The 14,779-nt window shown below is 46.2% G+C and carries 18 protein-coding genes; 7 read left to right on the top strand and 11 right to left on the bottom strand.

The genetic code is table 11. From position 1 onward, the window contains the following. The 4 genes from V6C93_RS02815 to V6C93_RS02830 form a co-directional block, all read left to right on the top strand. Positions 1 to 313, top strand: a 313-nt coding sequence (locus V6C93_RS02815) for a sensor histidine kinase (RefSeq protein WP_333475127.1), incomplete at its 5' end; no start/stop codon positions are given. A gap of 10 nt (positions 314 to 323) precedes the next feature. Continuing rightward, on the top strand, positions 324 to 449 hold the full coding sequence (locus V6C93_RS02820; RefSeq protein ID WP_333475128.1) for a hypothetical protein: 126 nt from the start codon (positions 324 to 326) through the stop codon (positions 447 to 449). A 25-nt stretch (positions 450 to 474) separates the two neighbouring features. Then, positions 475 to 741 carry a hypothetical protein gene (locus tag V6C93_RS02825; protein ID WP_333475129.1) on the top strand — a complete coding sequence of 89 codons (267 nt, stop codon included), beginning with the start codon at positions 475 to 477 and terminating at the stop codon, positions 739 to 741. After that, positions 741 to 1,106, top strand: a complete 366-nt coding sequence (locus V6C93_RS02830; protein WP_349262602.1) for a type II toxin-antitoxin system VapC family toxin — start codon at positions 741 to 743, stop codon at positions 1,104 to 1,106. Before V6C93_RS02825 ends, V6C93_RS02830 begins: the two co-directional genes overlap by 1 nt. A gap of 90 nt (positions 1,107 to 1,196) precedes the next feature. Here the strand turns inward: V6C93_RS02830 and V6C93_RS02835 are convergent, their stop codons facing one another. Beyond that, positions 1,197 to 1,463, bottom strand: a complete 267-nt coding sequence (locus V6C93_RS02835; RefSeq protein WP_333475131.1) for a helix-turn-helix transcriptional regulator — start codon at positions 1,461 to 1,463, stop codon at positions 1,197 to 1,199. 17 nt (positions 1,464 to 1,480) lie between these two features. Continuing rightward, the gene (locus V6C93_RS02840) at positions 1,481 to 1,759 is read right to left on the bottom strand and encodes a helix-turn-helix domain-containing protein (protein ID WP_333475132.1); all 279 of its coding nucleotides are present in this window, start codon (positions 1,757 to 1,759) and stop codon (positions 1,481 to 1,483) included. Positions 1,760 to 1,997: 238 nt separating this feature from the next. On the opposite strand from V6C93_RS02840, the gene V6C93_RS02845 reads away from it, so the two are divergent. After that, positions 1,998 to 2,489 (top strand): hypothetical protein, encoded by a 492-nt coding sequence (locus tag V6C93_RS02845; protein WP_333475144.1) that lies wholly within the window; start codon positions 1,998 to 2,000, stop codon positions 2,487 to 2,489. Then, positions 2,486 to 2,947: a hypothetical protein gene (locus tag V6C93_RS02850; RefSeq protein ID WP_333475133.1), complete on the top strand. Its 462-nt coding sequence runs from the start codon at positions 2,486 to 2,488 to the stop codon at positions 2,945 to 2,947. Before V6C93_RS02845 ends, V6C93_RS02850 begins: the two co-directional genes overlap by 4 nt. Before the next feature lie 108 nt (positions 2,948 to 3,055). Here V6C93_RS02850 and V6C93_RS02855 read toward each other — a convergent pair whose 3' ends face one another. From V6C93_RS02855 to V6C93_RS02895, 9 genes are all read right to left on the bottom strand, one after another. Continuing rightward, the gene (locus V6C93_RS02855) at positions 3,056 to 3,925 is read right to left on the bottom strand and encodes a hypothetical protein (RefSeq protein WP_333475134.1); all 870 of its coding nucleotides are present in this window, start codon (positions 3,923 to 3,925) and stop codon (positions 3,056 to 3,058) included. Between the two features lie 27 nt (positions 3,926 to 3,952). Beyond that, the gene (locus V6C93_RS02860; RefSeq protein ID WP_333475135.1) at positions 3,953 to 4,507 is read right to left on the bottom strand and encodes an acireductone dioxygenase; all 555 of its coding nucleotides are present in this window, start codon (positions 4,505 to 4,507) and stop codon (positions 3,953 to 3,955) included. A gap of 205 nt (positions 4,508 to 4,712) precedes the next feature. Then, positions 4,713 to 5,693 (bottom strand): 3'(2'),5'-bisphosphate nucleotidase, encoded by a 981-nt coding sequence (locus V6C93_RS02865; RefSeq protein WP_333475136.1) that lies wholly within the window; start codon positions 5,691 to 5,693, stop codon positions 4,713 to 4,715. Between the two features lie 104 nt (positions 5,694 to 5,797). Further along, positions 5,798 to 6,937 (bottom strand): AI-2E family transporter, encoded by a 1,140-nt coding sequence (locus V6C93_RS02870; RefSeq protein ID WP_333475137.1) that lies wholly within the window; start codon positions 6,935 to 6,937, stop codon positions 5,798 to 5,800. Between the two features lie 494 nt (positions 6,938 to 7,431). Next, positions 7,432 to 8,175 carry a hypothetical protein gene (locus V6C93_RS02875; protein WP_333475138.1) on the bottom strand — a complete coding sequence of 248 codons (744 nt, stop codon included), beginning with the start codon at positions 8,173 to 8,175 and terminating at the stop codon, positions 7,432 to 7,434. A gap of 660 nt (positions 8,176 to 8,835) precedes the next feature. Beyond that, positions 8,836 to 9,894, bottom strand: a complete 1,059-nt coding sequence (locus V6C93_RS02880; RefSeq protein WP_333475139.1) for a hypothetical protein — start codon at positions 9,892 to 9,894, stop codon at positions 8,836 to 8,838. Between the two features lie 229 nt (positions 9,895 to 10,123). Next, a complete protein-coding gene (locus V6C93_RS02885) occupies positions 10,124 to 11,038 on the bottom strand; it encodes a type II CAAX endopeptidase family protein (protein ID WP_333475140.1) in 915 nt (304 codons plus the stop codon). Positions 11,039 to 11,106: 68 nt separating this feature from the next. After that, positions 11,107 to 11,916 carry a 16S rRNA (guanine(527)-N(7))-methyltransferase RsmG gene (gene rsmG, locus V6C93_RS02890; RefSeq protein WP_333475141.1) on the bottom strand — a complete coding sequence of 270 codons (810 nt, stop codon included), beginning with the start codon at positions 11,914 to 11,916 and terminating at the stop codon, positions 11,107 to 11,109. Between the two features lie 478 nt (positions 11,917 to 12,394). Further along, complete coding sequence (locus V6C93_RS02895) at positions 12,395 to 13,069, bottom strand: energy-coupling factor ABC transporter ATP-binding protein (protein WP_333475142.1); 675 nt, start codon at positions 13,067 to 13,069, stop codon at positions 12,395 to 12,397. 646 nt (positions 13,070 to 13,715) lie between these two features. Here V6C93_RS02895 and V6C93_RS02900 point away from each other — a divergent pair. Then, on the top strand, positions 13,716 to 14,654 hold the full coding sequence (locus V6C93_RS02900) for a Sll0314/Alr1548 family TPR repeat-containing protein (protein WP_333475143.1): 939 nt from the start codon (positions 13,716 to 13,718) through the stop codon (positions 14,652 to 14,654). Positions 14,655 to 14,779: the final 125 nt, after the last annotated feature.

Consider the following 14,779-nt stretch of genomic DNA (forward strand, 5'->3'; position numbering starts at 1 on the left):
TAACAATGCCATTGATGCCATAGAAAATCATAGGCAGGATCAAGAGGGCTTGATTATGATCCGCACGGAAGTTGTTGATGCGAATTCCCATGTAGTGATTCGGATTAAGGACAATGGCCCGGGAATGACTGAAGCTGTGAAAGCTCAGCTTTTTGACCGCTTCTTCACTACTAAACCAATTGGTCAGGGTACAGGTTTAGGTCTATCTATCAGCTACCAAATTGTTGTTGAAAAGCACAACGGTCAGCTAAAGTGTATTTCAGCGCCAGGAGAAGGGACTGAGTTCCTGATTGAGATTCCGATTCGGCAATGAAGTTAAGAACATGCGATTATCTTCCCCTTCAACTAAAACCTGCAAGTGTTCCTACAAGGCTTATCGCTTCCCCGATAGAATGAGCGATCGCACCTGTGAGCATCAAGAGCGATCGCACCCAGAAACGGTAGAATGAACTTCAAAGTTTGGAGCCATTGTCTATGCTGCGTACATTTCGGGCTGTTCTAAAGGGCAATTTGCTGGAATGGCAGGAGCAAGTCAATGGGTGGCTCCAGGGCGATCGCACAGTGCAAGTTCTGGTCACGCTTCTAGACGAGGAGCCTTTCGCCGTAACCCAAGGACGTGGGCGACAAATGGCAGACGTGCTGGAAAAATTAGCCCAAGCACGGGCATTTTCGGGGGTTGATCCTTCGAGGTGGCAGCGTGAAATCAGACAGGATCGTGAACTCCCTGAGCGGAGTGAATGATGCTACTCGATAGCAACATCATCATTTACGCAACTCAGCCCGAAAATGCCTGGTTACGTGAATTTATCGCAGAACATGAGCCAGCGGTTTCAGCACTCAGTTATGTTGAAACCCTGGGCTATCATCGTCTGACGGAAATGGAGTGCCAGCTTCTTGAGGAATTTTTTGCTGTGTCATTGATGCTGCCAATTTCACAGCCCGTTCTGGCTCAAGCTGTAACACTACGACAAACTCGACGGATGACGTTAGGAGATGCAATTATTGCAGGAACTGCCTTGACGCATGATCTTATATTGGTCACCCGGAATGTTGACGACTTTCGATGGATCGAGGGCTTACAGCTGTTGAATCCTTTTGAGGCGTGAGAACTGAGGATGAGCGAGCGCACCCATGACCATCAAGAGCTATTCCTTCCGGGATAGCTACGCTTCACTCATTCTACTCATCTAAAGCAGTTAACCCTCATCAGGTGATTGACTCGGCGGACTAAAGTCATCCGGTAGCTCATCAATACGTTCAATCCCCAGTAGTTGGCACAGCTTCTTAAGTTGCGGAATGCTCAGTTTAGCCTCAGTCTTTCCAGCGATCCAACGTTGGTAGGTAGAACGGGGAATGCCGCAGTGTAGCGCTAACTCGTCTTGGGTGAAAGTCGTTCGGTCTATTCTCAACGCTTCCCAAGCTGAATCGCTTGCCTGTTTTCGCCTTTTACTTTTTTCAGTCATTGCATACTAACTAAGCATTATTCCTTAGATATTTGGTTTATTGGCCCAAAGTCATCGGGTATTTCGTCAAGTGACTGGATTTGCAACAGTTGCATCACGGCTTTCCATTGAAGAGGAGTAAGTTTTGCTTCAGTTGTCCCAGCAATCCACCGTTGATAGGTACGTAATGGAATGCCGCACTGCACTGCAAATTCAGCCTGAGATAAATTTGTCCGTTCAATCCTCAGGGTTTCTATAAGTGACTCGCTTTCTTGGGGTCTTCTGTCTTTTTTCATTCTACAGTTTTGACGCGCCATATTGACATCTGCTGTAATGGCACGCCATAATGGCGTTATTCAAGGAGAGCAAAGGGCAGACAGCTAGAACTTACATAAATACAAAGCTGCCCTTCGTTCTAGTGTCTCATTTTGTCGTAGTTCACCATTTCGGATTGTTCGCTGTGCAAGCACAGTGAATTACTGTGTGGTGCCAACCTGCACGGGCGATCGCTCTTTAATCATGCGATCGCTAGACCTTTATTACGCAAATTTTCCTATGAAACACTCTGACTGGCTGCGTCTGCAATCAGAAGGCGACAGCATTTGTGCCAATCTGCGCCAACAAGGATACCAATGCCGCAAACAAACTCGACGCCTATCTTGGAAACTTACCAAAGAGGGTCAGGACGACTACATGCTTACTTGGTTACCAGCACCCATCAGCGATTGGAGCCTAGTCCCCAATAATACCAGCCCAACCAGAACCCAACTGTGGCAACTCATTGAACGGATCATAAACCAAATCAGGGGACAACTTGAGTCAATTCCAGCTCGACACCATTCCCAAGCAGAAGATTACTCTCGTCCTTGGGCAATTATCCGACTCCTACCCGACGCCAGACGGTACACAGTTGCCAGGTTTCGTAACCGCCAGGATGCCGAAGACCATAAGCGATTCCTTAACCGCTATATCCCTGCGGTTGAATTTGAAATTCTTTTTGATGTACCCAACGAACTCACACCTATAGATGAAGTGAAGCCATCATGACCCCTTTATTTCGCAGTCTCCAACCTGCTCAGAAATTCCGCATCACCGTCAGTTGCATCGCCCAATTGCTAAAAATTCCCAAACACCAAATTGTGCGCATCGAATGTTGGGCATACGTCCTCTTCGTCCATCGCACCGATAAAGGCGGACAATTCATCAGTTATCGCCAATTACGACAGTGGAAAAATGCCGTTGCTTGCCAGATTCAAAACTGTTCCACCTGGCAAGAACTACGATCGTTGTGGCTTGCGATTGAAAACGACTACAAACAGTACAAAGAACGGTATGACGACGAATATCACCCATTTGTTTATCAAATCTGGACAAAATGCTGGAACCCCCTTTGGAAACAGCAAACGTCAATTAACTCACCAGTCATACCAATTCACGAAATGCTTGATACCAATACTTTTCTTGCTCCCCCCTTAGTAAGGGGGGTTGGGGGGGTCAATGTGTAGCACAGCACTTTAAAAGTGAACTGGTATCAGTTTGTAAAGACAACTGTGGGATGGGAAGGATTGCCCGTCCAAGCTATGCAATGTTTTATGCCGATTTGCTTAACTGCCTTACACTTGAGATGCAGTTATTAAACCTTCGGCTATGAGTAACTTATCTAAACCATCAATTAGGGCATTGAGGTAGTGAAGGTAAGGGCACGACATTTTCATCTCCCTACTCGCCGACAATGGCATCGAATTCGTAACTCCTTGAATATGCTCTTCCAGTTCATCCGGTACTTTGGAGCAAAGCCTCTGCACCCACTCTACCAACCGTTTTTCACCGGGATGAGGCACAGAATTAACAGCAAAAATGATGTCAAAATAACTTGCCAATAAAGCCGCAGTTCGATGAATAAGACTGACCGAATCATTACGGTTTATTGCTGATTCTAACTGGTGAGTATAGGAAGAAATATTTCGCCGCAGAATGGGATAATTTTTGGCAATAATTGCGGTTTTGAGGGATTCAGGATAGGGCTGGTTTGCTTTTTCTTGCAGCTGTTTGAACCAAACCTCTCTATCATATAAAGGGGCTGAAGTCAAAATATTCCACCAAAAACAGGTGGAATAACCAACCGAAGCTTGATGGTGAACAAGTACGCGATCGAGTTGTTCCTCAATCCACTGGGGAGTACGATACATTACATCAACACCGCATCCAGAACCAGCATCGATCCACTCATCTCCTGGTTCCCAGAATTGGTTGTTGATTTCTATGCGATCGCCAAATTCTCGCGCTATCCCCTCCCGAATCTCTACAGAGATATCTCCCTGAGCATAGATATAAAAATCATAATCTGACCCTTCATTGGAAAGGCCAGTTGAGCGGGAACCGGCTAAAGCTACAGCCACGACTGGAGGCAAAGCAGCAAATTTGTCAGCGATGGCTGTAGCTAAAGGGGGAACCTCTTGCAGGCGAGGAATGTTATACACCATGCAATTGACTCGGTTTCATGAGTTGCCTCAGACGACTGCTGCTGTGCGGAACTTGATTTCCGTATCCGTATACTCAGGAGTCCAGCCTTCAGTGGTGGTGAAGTAACGCACAGCTTTTATCCGTTTTGATGGGGTCAGATAAAACCAGTGTTCAGTGTTCGCGGGAACATTAATGTACTCCTCCGGTTGCACTGTCACTTCGACTTGGCTGCCATCCGGACGCACAAAGCCAAAAACGCCCTCACCTGCAACGATATAGCGTACTTCGTCATCAGCGTGGTAATGACAGCGGTCAAATTTGGACAGGAGGGTGTTGAGATTCGGTACATCTGGATGCAGTACCACTAAGTCACGGGACTGATAGCCAGCAGAAATTTTGAGTTGTTCAAAGTACTTATCCAACGATTGGAGTACCTGTTCCTTCTCCTCATCGCTCAATGCGTCTTTCGCGAGTAAGGCGTGAATTTCCGGATTATCCCCCACAGGCCACCGATTGAGCTGAACGTTTAGAGGAGCCAATTCCCGCTCAAGATCATCCAGTGCGGTGTAGGTTGTTCCGTCGTCAAGCCGCAAAATTGCCACGATACACCTCCAGGTTGCAAGAGTTAGGCCGCATTTCTAATGGTAATCGCTCGACCTTGAAACAAGTGACCGATTTGGCCTGCAAGTCGCCGTTTACATTGCAGCTCATGAAGTAGGAGGGACGGGAAAACCTCTCCATCTCTACCACTCGGATGCGGTGGGTGCTATCTCCGTCTCCTGGCGCTACAGGTTAACCTTGTCGCGCTCACTCCTTCGTCTTTTGAGCCACAGCCGCTAGCACGGCTTCATGAATGATTCCATTGCTGGCAATAATGCCCTGATTATTCACCAGCTTGGCTCCGAACGAAAAGTCTAAAGGCTGACCATACATATCCGTTACCCGTCCTCCCGCTTCTTCTACAACAATCACTCCTGCTGCATGATCCCAAGTATTCTGCCTTTTTTCTGAGGAAATAGGATTGGGTAGACGGATGTAGAGGGCGGCTTCACCTCGTGCCACCACACCGTACTTGGCTTGAGAGTCGAGCTGCAACGGTGGAGCCGTCAGTCCTACAGCTTGCACCACCGCTTCTTGCAAGGTCGGATTACTATGTTCCGATACGATACTCTTGGCTAATCGGTTTAAACTCTCCTTGGAAGCGTTAGTAACGTGAATCGGACGTGGCTCACCGCCTGCCAAGGGAATCATCGTTGCGCCCTGACCCCGCACCGCCACAAACAGAACACCCCGTTCTCCATCCGGTTTGGCTAGATCGATGGGTAAAGCGGGGCAACCTAAGATACCGAGCTTTAATTCACCCGCCTCAACCAGCGCCAAGGCGATCGCATATTGGTCACCTCGGATGTATCCTTTTGTCCCATCAATGGGGTCTAAAGTCCAGTATCTAGATTTGACTTGAGCATTGCCTCGATCAATCCAAGCTGCAACAGACTCAGGTGTAGCACTAGGTAGGTAAGTTTGGACATATTGGGTCACCTGTGCCAACTGATCGGTTTGAGTTCGCAGCAACGAGGAATCTTCTTCACCAATCACGGGATCATCAGGAAACGCTTCTCCTAGGGCTTGACAAATTATCGCTTGTGCGCCAAAGTCAGCCACAGTAACAGGAGTGCGATCAGGTTTTGCGATCGCTAAAGAACCTTGCTCCTGACGCACTTGTTCACATAACTGGGCGGCGGCGGTTACGGCTGCTAGGACTACCTGTTTCTCTCGCTCGTACAACATGATGAATGCCTTTCTTGGGATTGGTTGATGCTACAACGTCCAAGCACACTATCATGCTCAACAGGGGATGAGTTCCATCTCTTGCCGCCCCTTGACCTCATACTTTATACTTTGGCCTTCAATTGGCTATCTGCCTCAGCATCAGAAACAGGAGAGAGCGATCGCTTAAAATTCCCCTTACTCAGGGGATTGTGAAAGAACGATCCGGTTTGGGGCGGTAGTGTCGGGTCGAGAGTAATTTCTGCCAGACTTTTCACCACACCCGTCAACGGAATCGCCAAAATCACCCCCAACAGCCCTCCTACTTGGGCTCCTAAGAGTAGAGACACAAAGATAATCACGGGCGATAAACCTGTTAAGTTGCCCATAATCCGGGGGGCAATTAAATTATCTTTGACCTGCTGGAGTGCGATCGCAACCCCCAATACTTCCAACGCCAACCACCCGTTGATAAAAGCCACTACAATCACTACTGCTGCAATTCCCAAGCTCGCTCCGATAAAGGGAATGACTTCCATTAACCCGATAAAGACCGCAAACAGCAGGAAAAAAGGAACATTCAGTGCCCAAAAGGCAAGGGTGAGGGTCACTGCCATAAATAGCCCCAATAACAGCTGCCCGGTCACAAACCGCTGTAAATTGCGTTCCAGGGATTGGGTTAACTCACTTTGGATGTTTGGGGAAAGAAAACTCGTTAGTCCTCGCCAAACTCGCTCACCATCGATGAGCATGTAAAACGAAATCACCAAAATTAAAATGAAGTCCAAAAACCAGTTAAACGTACCCACCACTAAGCCTAAACCGGTAGATGCGATCGCTTCGGCCTGAGCTTGTACCCGCGCCAACAGTTGAGACGCCAAAATTCGGACATCAAAAGGCAAATTGTGTGCCACACTCCAATCTTGGAAACTCGCCAACTGTTGCTGACCTTGTTCCAGCAGAGAGGGTAAATTGGTCACCAATTGCCGCCCTTGGTTAAACACGGGTGGCACTAGCGTCAGTGCAATAAAGACAACTGCAACAGCTGCCCCTAAATAGACGAGGACAGCTGCCACACTTCGCGGCAAGAAGGGTCGAACCGCCGCAACGGCATAGTTGAGCAAAAAGGCAATCAGAGCCGCCGTGAGCAAAATGCTGATCAATTCACCCACGTAGCTCAGGGCATTCAGCGTTACCCAACCGGTCACTAAGATGAGCAACCAAGTGATCAGGAACTGTTGAACAGGTGAAAATATAGACTTCATTGAGACTCTCTTGTTATGCAACCCACTCCCGACACCGTAGTTGATTGTAAAACAAGCGTCATCACCATTTTGACCAATGATCCCAGTGTGTCCAGAAGCGTTTAGCGAATGAGTCTGGAGGTGGCGTTACTCCTCTGGCTAATCACTATGAGATATCATGCTGAGTTGCACTTCTTATACCGTTTTCCCAAGTACTTGCAACAGATCAAATTATTCTCCCCCCTTTTGAAGGGGGGCTGGGGGGATCGAATGGTGCAGCATGTTCACGGGAAATGGGTATTAGTAGAATCTAACAAGCCACAGAGGCCCTCCAGGGCACTGAGGTAAAACCAAGAGAGAGTGATATATTTAAATGCAACTTCTAAGAAACACTTTCTGAAACCCTTACGGTTTAGGGAATTCTAGCTACTGGTGTTTCTTGTCGCCTTCACGAGTGCGAGCGCTCCTGAACAGCTTGGTATCAAGTGGGTTTCTCAACCTCCCATGAAGCTCTACTACCTTTGAGTGCTCGCAACGGTATTGACATAGAAATCAGAACCTAGGGTCAGACTCAAATCTTTTTGCGGCTCAATAATAATCAGCTGGTCGTTCTCTTTGGGCTGATTGTCCTGAGAGCGACTCGTCAAAACACTGCTCAAGATATCACCAACACTCATTCGCTGCCCCGTAATCTTGCCTAGAGCTGCCTGAGCAGCTACCGTCATCGTGGCATTTTGTAAAGTTTTCCCAATCCCGAAACTGTTACTAGACTGCTGATTTTTAATTAGTGCTGAGGTGGCGTTGATGTTGTTATAGGACTTCTTCCCAATGATGAGTTTTTGGGCAACAAACTGAGCCCCCTTAAAATCGTTAGCACTGTAACGAGAAATCAGCTGACCCTCGATCTGACTGTTCTTTGGAATCAAAATCTGCCCTTGAGAATTCTTGATGTCGTTAGCCACCATCAGAGTCATGTTCATCGTCTCACCAGGAGTCAAAACGACTTTTTTAGAGGGTGTATAGCTGACATTAATTTTGCTGTCTTTGGCAACTTTGAGTTTCAGTGACTGATTTTGTATTGATACGCTACTAGCAATGTAAGAAGATGCACTAACGGAGCGATTCAAGTGGTTGTTCACATCTGAAAATGTCGCGGCTTTCGTCGGGGTAGCCATTACAATAGGCATTACAGCACTGGCTGTCATTCCAAACATTAACAAGGCAGCGGTGCCGGATGAAAAGCCTGAAAAACGAATCATTCCAAATCCCTCACAAATTCTTAGCTAGGTTACTTGAATTATCTACCTTCTGAATGTGTAGATATTCCAACTGAATCAGCCGATTAATAAAAGGCTCAATTTATTCTAGTTATTGGATGAATGATTGATGGCAAAGGTTCCGCCTTGAATCTATCTAGACTTAAAGCTTTCAAAAAGATTGTGTAAACAAGAGATGAAATTAAAATTTTAAAAAGTAAATATAGCCAATGAAAGCAAAAATAGTATTTTCTTGTGGGGTGGGCATTCTGTCCGCCTAGGTTGGGAGCATGTCACCACTGGGAAGCCCTCACCCTAAATCCCTCTCCCACGGGGAGAGGGACTTTGAATCTGGCTCCCCTTCTCCCAAAGGGAGAAGGGGCTGGGCGATGAGGGCGTCCACTTACTCTCCCTGATATGCTCCCCCTAGGTTTTTGGGCTGCTCGTTTCGCCTACCCCACGGAGATGTATTTACAGAATTGGGATGCTCCCTACCGCATCTAACCGAGAACCGCTATATTTCCCTGTCACCCCATCAACTAGACCTGGAAAAAGCAACAGATATTCGTAGGGGCACGACATGTCGTGCCCCTACCATGTGATATACGAAATCCTGGACTTCTGGAGAACTGCTAACAAGTTGTTTTGCCTAAGTTTAGAGATTTAACGGTCAGGATTAGATTTTTGCTCTTCTGGGTTTGCACGAGTAACGATGTAAAAACAGTTGGTGTAAGTCCAGCCAGTATTCATACTCCAAGTACCTTTAAAGGGACGTACTAACTTATCACCCCTAGACTTAACCACGACATCATATTCACCCGCTTTAAGAGTGTAATTTCCAACAGGTCCTTGATTGGGGCAAGACTTCGGGCCTTGACCCACGTATTTTTGACAAGTGGGACACGCCTCCAACTCTTCAATCCGACCTTCGGGCCCGCTGAAGACAATACGCATGGGTTCTGGTGAATCGTTCCGAATGGTCACGACTGGCGGCCCTCCACCCGTACTGCCAGTTCGTTGGGGTGCAGGGAGGTTGCCTGCACCTTCTTGCTTAGCTTGTGCTACGAGAGTTTTTGCCCATGCGGTTTTTGCCTGTGGAGCTAGAGCATGATCGGGATATGTATCCAAAAAACTCTCATACATCACAGCGGCTTTGTTATAGTCTTTTAGGTTAGTGTATGTCTCGCCACAGGCGAAGTGAAGTGGTGGTAAGGTTGTCTCACTCTCAGGAATGAGATCAGGTTGAAGCCGCTTCAAATTATCACAGAGTGATTTAGTTGCCAGCTTTTCAGGTTTGTTTTTTGCAAATAAGGACTTGACGCGATCGCGAGCCGCATCGACCAGCTCACTATCCGCTTTATAATCACTGAGAAAGCCATTGTAGGCAACAAGCGCTTGACCTAAATTCCCTTTCTGCTCTTGCTCAAGTACTGGTTTAAAGGCAAGACATTCTGATTTTTCTTGTTGAGCACGGGTCGCTAATCCACCGAAATCGACAATTCGCCACCCATTAATGACGCGATCAAAATAATTGGACGCTACAGTACAATCAACACGGCGATAGGCTTCATGTCCTTTGTTGTAGTCGCTACTATCTCGAAAAAATTGAGCAGCACAATAAACCGTTGCCATACAAACAACGGCAACTCCAAGCTTCATTTGCAGGTTTTGCGGGGATGGGGAGTTGGGTGAAGACGCTCTTGAGGAGATATGGTTTCGCATCTGTGTCGTGTGAGAGTCGTGAGGTTAGGGATTTTTTAGGATAGTCAGCACTTAACGATGGCTCTAACTCAGCCATTTGGCTTGACTGTTATCTCCTATCTCTGACCCAATGACACTTATGCACTTTTAATAGCGGTTTTCATTGGGAGCATCTCACTAAGAATAAGCTGGTCTCCTCTATATCTGGCGTAGCTGCGTAAGTCCTGTTGCAAATCAAATGACCCTATTCTTAGTCCGTAAGGCTTCTGAGTCTTCCCTTACTCCACCAATAAATGAGTATCATGCCGATCGCCATCGCGAGGATCACCACAAATCCCGCCTCAGGGCCAAAATCACCACCCGTTATCCATTCTGGCCCCTCAACTGTCTGCTTGATCAACTGAAAGCTTTTGAAACCGCTGACGGGAAACCCAAATACTGTCCCCTCGAAAAAGTTCCACCCGGCGTGTAGTCCCAGTGGAATCCATAGCTGCCGGGTACGTACCCAACCGTAAGCTAAGAAGATACCGGCGAGAAAAATGCCTAATGTTGAAATCCAAGTCGTATTAGGATTTCCTAAATGACGTGCGGAAAACATCGCCGATGATAGAAACAGTGCCCACGGTAGGTTGAGACCATCTTTGAGGTTTTGTAAGATATACCCGCGATCGCTCAATTCCTCCAACCAACTGACAGTGACGCCCAGACTCAGCAACCCCACCAAGGATTGAAAAATTACCGAATACCAGGGCAACTGCTGCCATACAAAGCCTTCAAAGGTTAACCAACCTGCCATCCACTCCAAGTTGTATATCAAGCCCATCAAGAAACCAGCTAAGGCAAAACCAAAAAGTAGGTCTAACAGCGCCTGTCGATTCCAGCGCAAGCCTAAAGATATAAAAGTGCGACGATCCAGGTAGCGACGGGCAAGAAACACGGATAAGGTAACAGCCAGCGCCCATAGGGTGTAATTAATTAACGATGTGATGTCATCGGGCAAATTTTTCAGACTCAATCGCGGGTAAATCACCAACCCCAATACAACCATCAATATCCTCAAAAGTAGGAGTTGTCCCAAAATCCGCCAACCCGCACGCAGGCGTTGTTCTTTGGGAGAGAAGAAAGGTTTAGTCAGGCGCGATCGCCAAGTAGATAATCGGCTCAATGGCTTATATCAATTTTTAACTAGGTAGGTAGTAGAATCAGAATTTAAAATGATAGTCGAAAATCCTTTTATTGTACTTTTCTTGAATTCTTTTTTATAGGAACTTCTTTTGGAGGTAAACAAGAGCGTAAGCAAATACAGTTGCGGACACTTTGAGTGATGGGCGTTGTAAAAGTTTCAATGGCTTCAATCACCCCACCTAGCTTCTCAAGCCTTGGCTTTAGAGCTTCGGTCTCTTCATCTGTCCAATGACCTCGATAGAGAATTGCTAAACCCCCTGTTTTTAGAAAAGGTAAGGCATATTCGGCACAGATGGGAGCTGGTGCAACAGCTCTCAGAAGAGCAATGTCATAAGTTTGTCGATGCTGCGGCTGATGGCTAATAGTTTCAGCTCTACCAATCGAAGTTGTAACATTTTCAAGGGCTAACTGATTAATTAAAGATTCGAGAAAGGTGACCTTTTTTCGGGTGGAATCGAGTAAGGTCACAAAATGATTGGGAAATGCGATCGCTACAGGGAGTCCCGGAAAACCTGCACCTGTCCCTATATCAATCAGCTTCAGGGAGTGAGGCTGAATTTCACCCTTACCTTCTGACTGTACGGGTACCCCTTGTGGGTACCCTGAGCATCCACGAGAGATGCCCCTATTAATGCCTGATTCCTGGAGCCAAATGCCTCGTAGAGAATCCCACAGATGTTTTTCCCAAAATTCCAATGGCTCAGTGATGCGGGTCAAATTCAGCTGTTGATTACCTTGTAAAATGGCTTCATAGAGCTGTTGAAACAGCCCTTGCTGTTCCATAGTTGGCTGCCAGTTCAGGGTTTGCTGCCACGTATCTACCATTTCCGGCAACAGTAAGGTTTTAATCTCATTCATGTTATCAAGTTCGTTTAATTCTTTCGTAGATAGCCCTTGATTTTATGCTATTAGTCATGGGTCAAGGGGTTGAAGGTTAGAAGGTTAAAAGTTAAAGGTTGAAGATTGAAGGTGAAAAATCGTCACATGAGTAACATATTGACCTACTCAGATCTTGCACCCAGCCTTTCGACCCCTCCCCAACTCTCCCCTTATCAAGGGGAGGGAGCTAAATTTCCTTCTTATTCAGGGCAGCTAGGGCGTGTTTTCCAACTTTATTAGCTTCGTTGATGTCGGTTGAGATTCCCCTAAATCCCCCTTTTTCAGGGGGACTTTGACTAAATTCTCCCCCCTTTTTAAGGGGGGGCTGGGGGGGCTCGAAGGGTTTGAAAACACGCCTTAGGAGGGTAGTGCAAGATGTGAGTATACCAAGTTACCAAATTTTTAGCTTTCAACCTACTAACGTATCAACCCCTGTCCGGACTTATAACCAATGATTTCAAATGGCTAGCTGTGGCGCGGCATCTCTAGCTTTTAACGTGAACGGATCAACTTCTTGCAATTCTCCATGATTCAGAGTCCAGCAGCGATCGGAAATTTGCAATAATTCACCTGCATCATGAGTGACAACAAAGAGCGTCCAATGAGTTTTGAGCTTCGCTAAGAGACTCACTAACTGTTGTCGCATCGACCAGTCTAGCCCTGCTGTCGGTTCATCCAACATGAGAATATGGGGTTGGCGAATCAACTGCACTGCCAAAGCAAGGCGTCGCTGTTGACCCCCACTCAGTGCATGGGGTGACGTGTGCAACGATAAATCAGCCAATCCAACCTCCCCCAGTGCTTCATAAACCTTCTCTGACCCCAACTCCGGATGCCCCAGTCGCAGCTCCTCTAGAATTGTACTGCCGCAGAAATGCCGCTCTGGAAACTGAAACACCAACCCTCCCAGCTGTTGCAGGTGTTCCGGCGTGAGTTCCTGATCTCGCCAAAAAATGCCACCTCCGCTTTGCTGTGCTAACCCTGCCAAAATTTCCAATAATGTGCTTTTGCCAGATCCACTTGGACCAATTACCAGTCCTAGCTGTTGCGGTGCAAGTTCTAGATTCAGAGATTTTAAGATGGCGAGGGGGGTAGCAGGAGGGTGGTAAGTTAAGTTTCTAAGGTACAGCATTCAGATTCGTACAACAAAAGGGCAGTTTGGAAGTTAGGATACAAGCTGCTTGACTCTTACGACTGTAAGAGCGGCTTTCAGGTTCACGGAAGATGCCGCCACAGACCTTTTTTCTTCATTTGGGTCTTACATCCGTCTACTAGCAGTTTCCCACTTCCCTCAGGAGAAAAGTTGTTATGCTTCAATAGTATGTTCTTTTGTCATGTTACTCTCTGTGCCCTAGTCGGTGTCCAATCAGGGAAAATCCACTGTCTAGCATTTAGGGCAGGATAGTAGAAATTTTTGAGTACTTTTCGAGGCAAGGTAGACAAAAGGGACAAGTAGAAGATTTCATCGGTTAAAAATTCGTAGTATTCGCTCTCGCGTTAGTATCGCAACGTAATTCTTAATTAATATTTGAGCCAATATCTTAGACTTGACTCAAATATGGACAGCCTTGCATGACAAGGCTTGTAACCCACTTTTTGAATTGATAATTACGAATTATTCATTAACCTATCTTAAGAGCTACCAATTTCAGAAGGCAAGGATATTTTGTAAAATTGTGAAAAAGATATCAATGATTCATCTGGTTCGTTGCAAACTGGAACATTGAATCAACTCTAACGTCATACTTTCATTAAGCATCATTTTTTTGAGGATGACAATGATGAATTGGTTACCTGCACCAAAACGGACGATAACAACTCTTGCGAGTGCAGCGGCTTTGGTACTTGGTTTATGGGTGAACCCTACTTTTGCCAAAGATCCCTTTCGCACCAATAATCCTCGCCCCATTGGCGATAATACAGAAGCGGCTTTTAATTCTATCTTCAAAGAGGGAAACTACAAAGCCGCCAAAAACTACCTACAGAAAGCGGAAGTTAGTGAAGCGAATGAACCCCTCGCTCATGCGATGATGGCATCTCTAGCGTACACAACTGGAGAGTGGGAAACTCTGAAGAGTCACGCTATCAAAACTCAGCAAACTGCACAACAGCTAAAATCTACTGACCCTTTACGTGGCAATCTTTACATTGCAGTTGGGCAATTTTTAGAAGGGAGTTACGACTTCAAAAAAGATGGGCCTGTAGGAGCGTTAAGTAAATTGCAGAAGGTGTTCCAGTTGCTAGATGAGGCAAAAAAAATTGACCCAAAAGACCCCGAATTAAATTTGCTGACGGGCTACATGGATTTGATGTTGGCAGTTAATTTACCCTTTTCTGACCCAGCTCAAGCTATTGAAAAACTAGAAAAGTATGCGTCTCCATCTTATTTAGCTTATCGAGGAATTGCTGTTGGCTATCGTGATTTGAAAAAGTATCCTAAAGCACTAGAGTTTGTGAATCGTGCCTTGGCATTGACACCCAATAACCCAGAGGTTTTATACCTTAAAGCTCAAATTTTGAGAAGTCAAGGTAACAACAAAGAAGCTCAAGACTTTTTCAATAAAGCAGTGCAACAACTGGATCAACTGCCAAAGTCTTCTGCGGCACAAATTACCTACGAACGGTGCAGGAACCAAAATAAGCTTGAGAATGGCGATGAAAACAAAGGTCGTAATTGTGCAGATGAAAGGAATAAAGTTAGACAGCCAAGTAATTGAAGGAAGAGTGTACAATAGCACCCACGAAAACAAGTCTTTTTTCTAAACTCTGTTAACTGTTTAGTTCCACAGTTAAACTTACCCCATGACTCAAGTACGGGGGGAGCGTGCCACCTTTGCAAGCC

Source organism: Allocoleopsis sp., assembly GCF_036703385.1.
GTDB lineage: Bacteria > Cyanobacteriota > Cyanobacteriia > Cyanobacteriales > Coleofasciculaceae > Allocoleopsis.

Coding starts and splice junctions, on each gene's coding strand:
- V6C93_RS02820 (WP_333475128.1), top strand. CDS start 324: ATGCGATTATCTTCCCCTTCAACTAAAACCTGCAAGTGTTCCTACAAG.
- V6C93_RS02825 (WP_333475129.1), top strand. CDS start 475: ATGCTGCGTACATTTCGGGCTGTTCTAAAGGGCAATTTGCTGGAATGG.
- V6C93_RS02830 (WP_349262602.1), top strand. CDS start 741: ATGCTACTCGATAGCAACATCATCATTTACGCAACTCAGCCCGAAAAT.
- V6C93_RS02835 (WP_333475131.1), bottom strand. CDS start 1,463: ATGACTGAAAAAAGTAAAAGGCGAAAACAGGCAAGCGATTCAGCTTGG.
- V6C93_RS02840 (WP_333475132.1), bottom strand. CDS start 1,759: ATGGCGCGTCAAAACTGTAGAATGAAAAAAGACAGAAGACCCCAAGAA.
- V6C93_RS02845 (WP_333475144.1), top strand. CDS start 1,998: ATGAAACACTCTGACTGGCTGCGTCTGCAATCAGAAGGCGACAGCATT.
- V6C93_RS02850 (WP_333475133.1), top strand. CDS start 2,486: ATGACCCCTTTATTTCGCAGTCTCCAACCTGCTCAGAAATTCCGCATC.
- V6C93_RS02855 (WP_333475134.1), bottom strand. CDS start 3,925: ATGGTGTATAACATTCCTCGCCTGCAAGAGGTTCCCCCTTTAGCTACA.
- V6C93_RS02865 (WP_333475136.1), bottom strand. CDS start 5,693: ATGTTGTACGAGCGAGAGAAACAGGTAGTCCTAGCAGCCGTAACCGCC.
- V6C93_RS02870 (WP_333475137.1), bottom strand. CDS start 6,937: ATGAAGTCTATATTTTCACCTGTTCAACAGTTCCTGATCACTTGGTTG.
- V6C93_RS02875 (WP_333475138.1), bottom strand. CDS start 8,175: ATGATTCGTTTTTCAGGCTTTTCATCCGGCACCGCTGCCTTGTTAATG.
- V6C93_RS02880 (WP_333475139.1), bottom strand. CDS start 9,894: ATGCGAAACCATATCTCCTCAAGAGCGTCTTCACCCAACTCCCCATCC.
- rsmG (WP_333475141.1), bottom strand. CDS start 11,916: ATGAATGAGATTAAAACCTTACTGTTGCCGGAAATGGTAGATACGTGG.
- V6C93_RS02895 (WP_333475142.1), bottom strand. CDS start 13,069: ATGCTGTACCTTAGAAACTTAACTTACCACCCTCCTGCTACCCCCCTC.
- V6C93_RS02900 (WP_333475143.1), top strand. CDS start 13,716: ATGATGAATTGGTTACCTGCACCAAAACGGACGATAACAACTCTTGCG.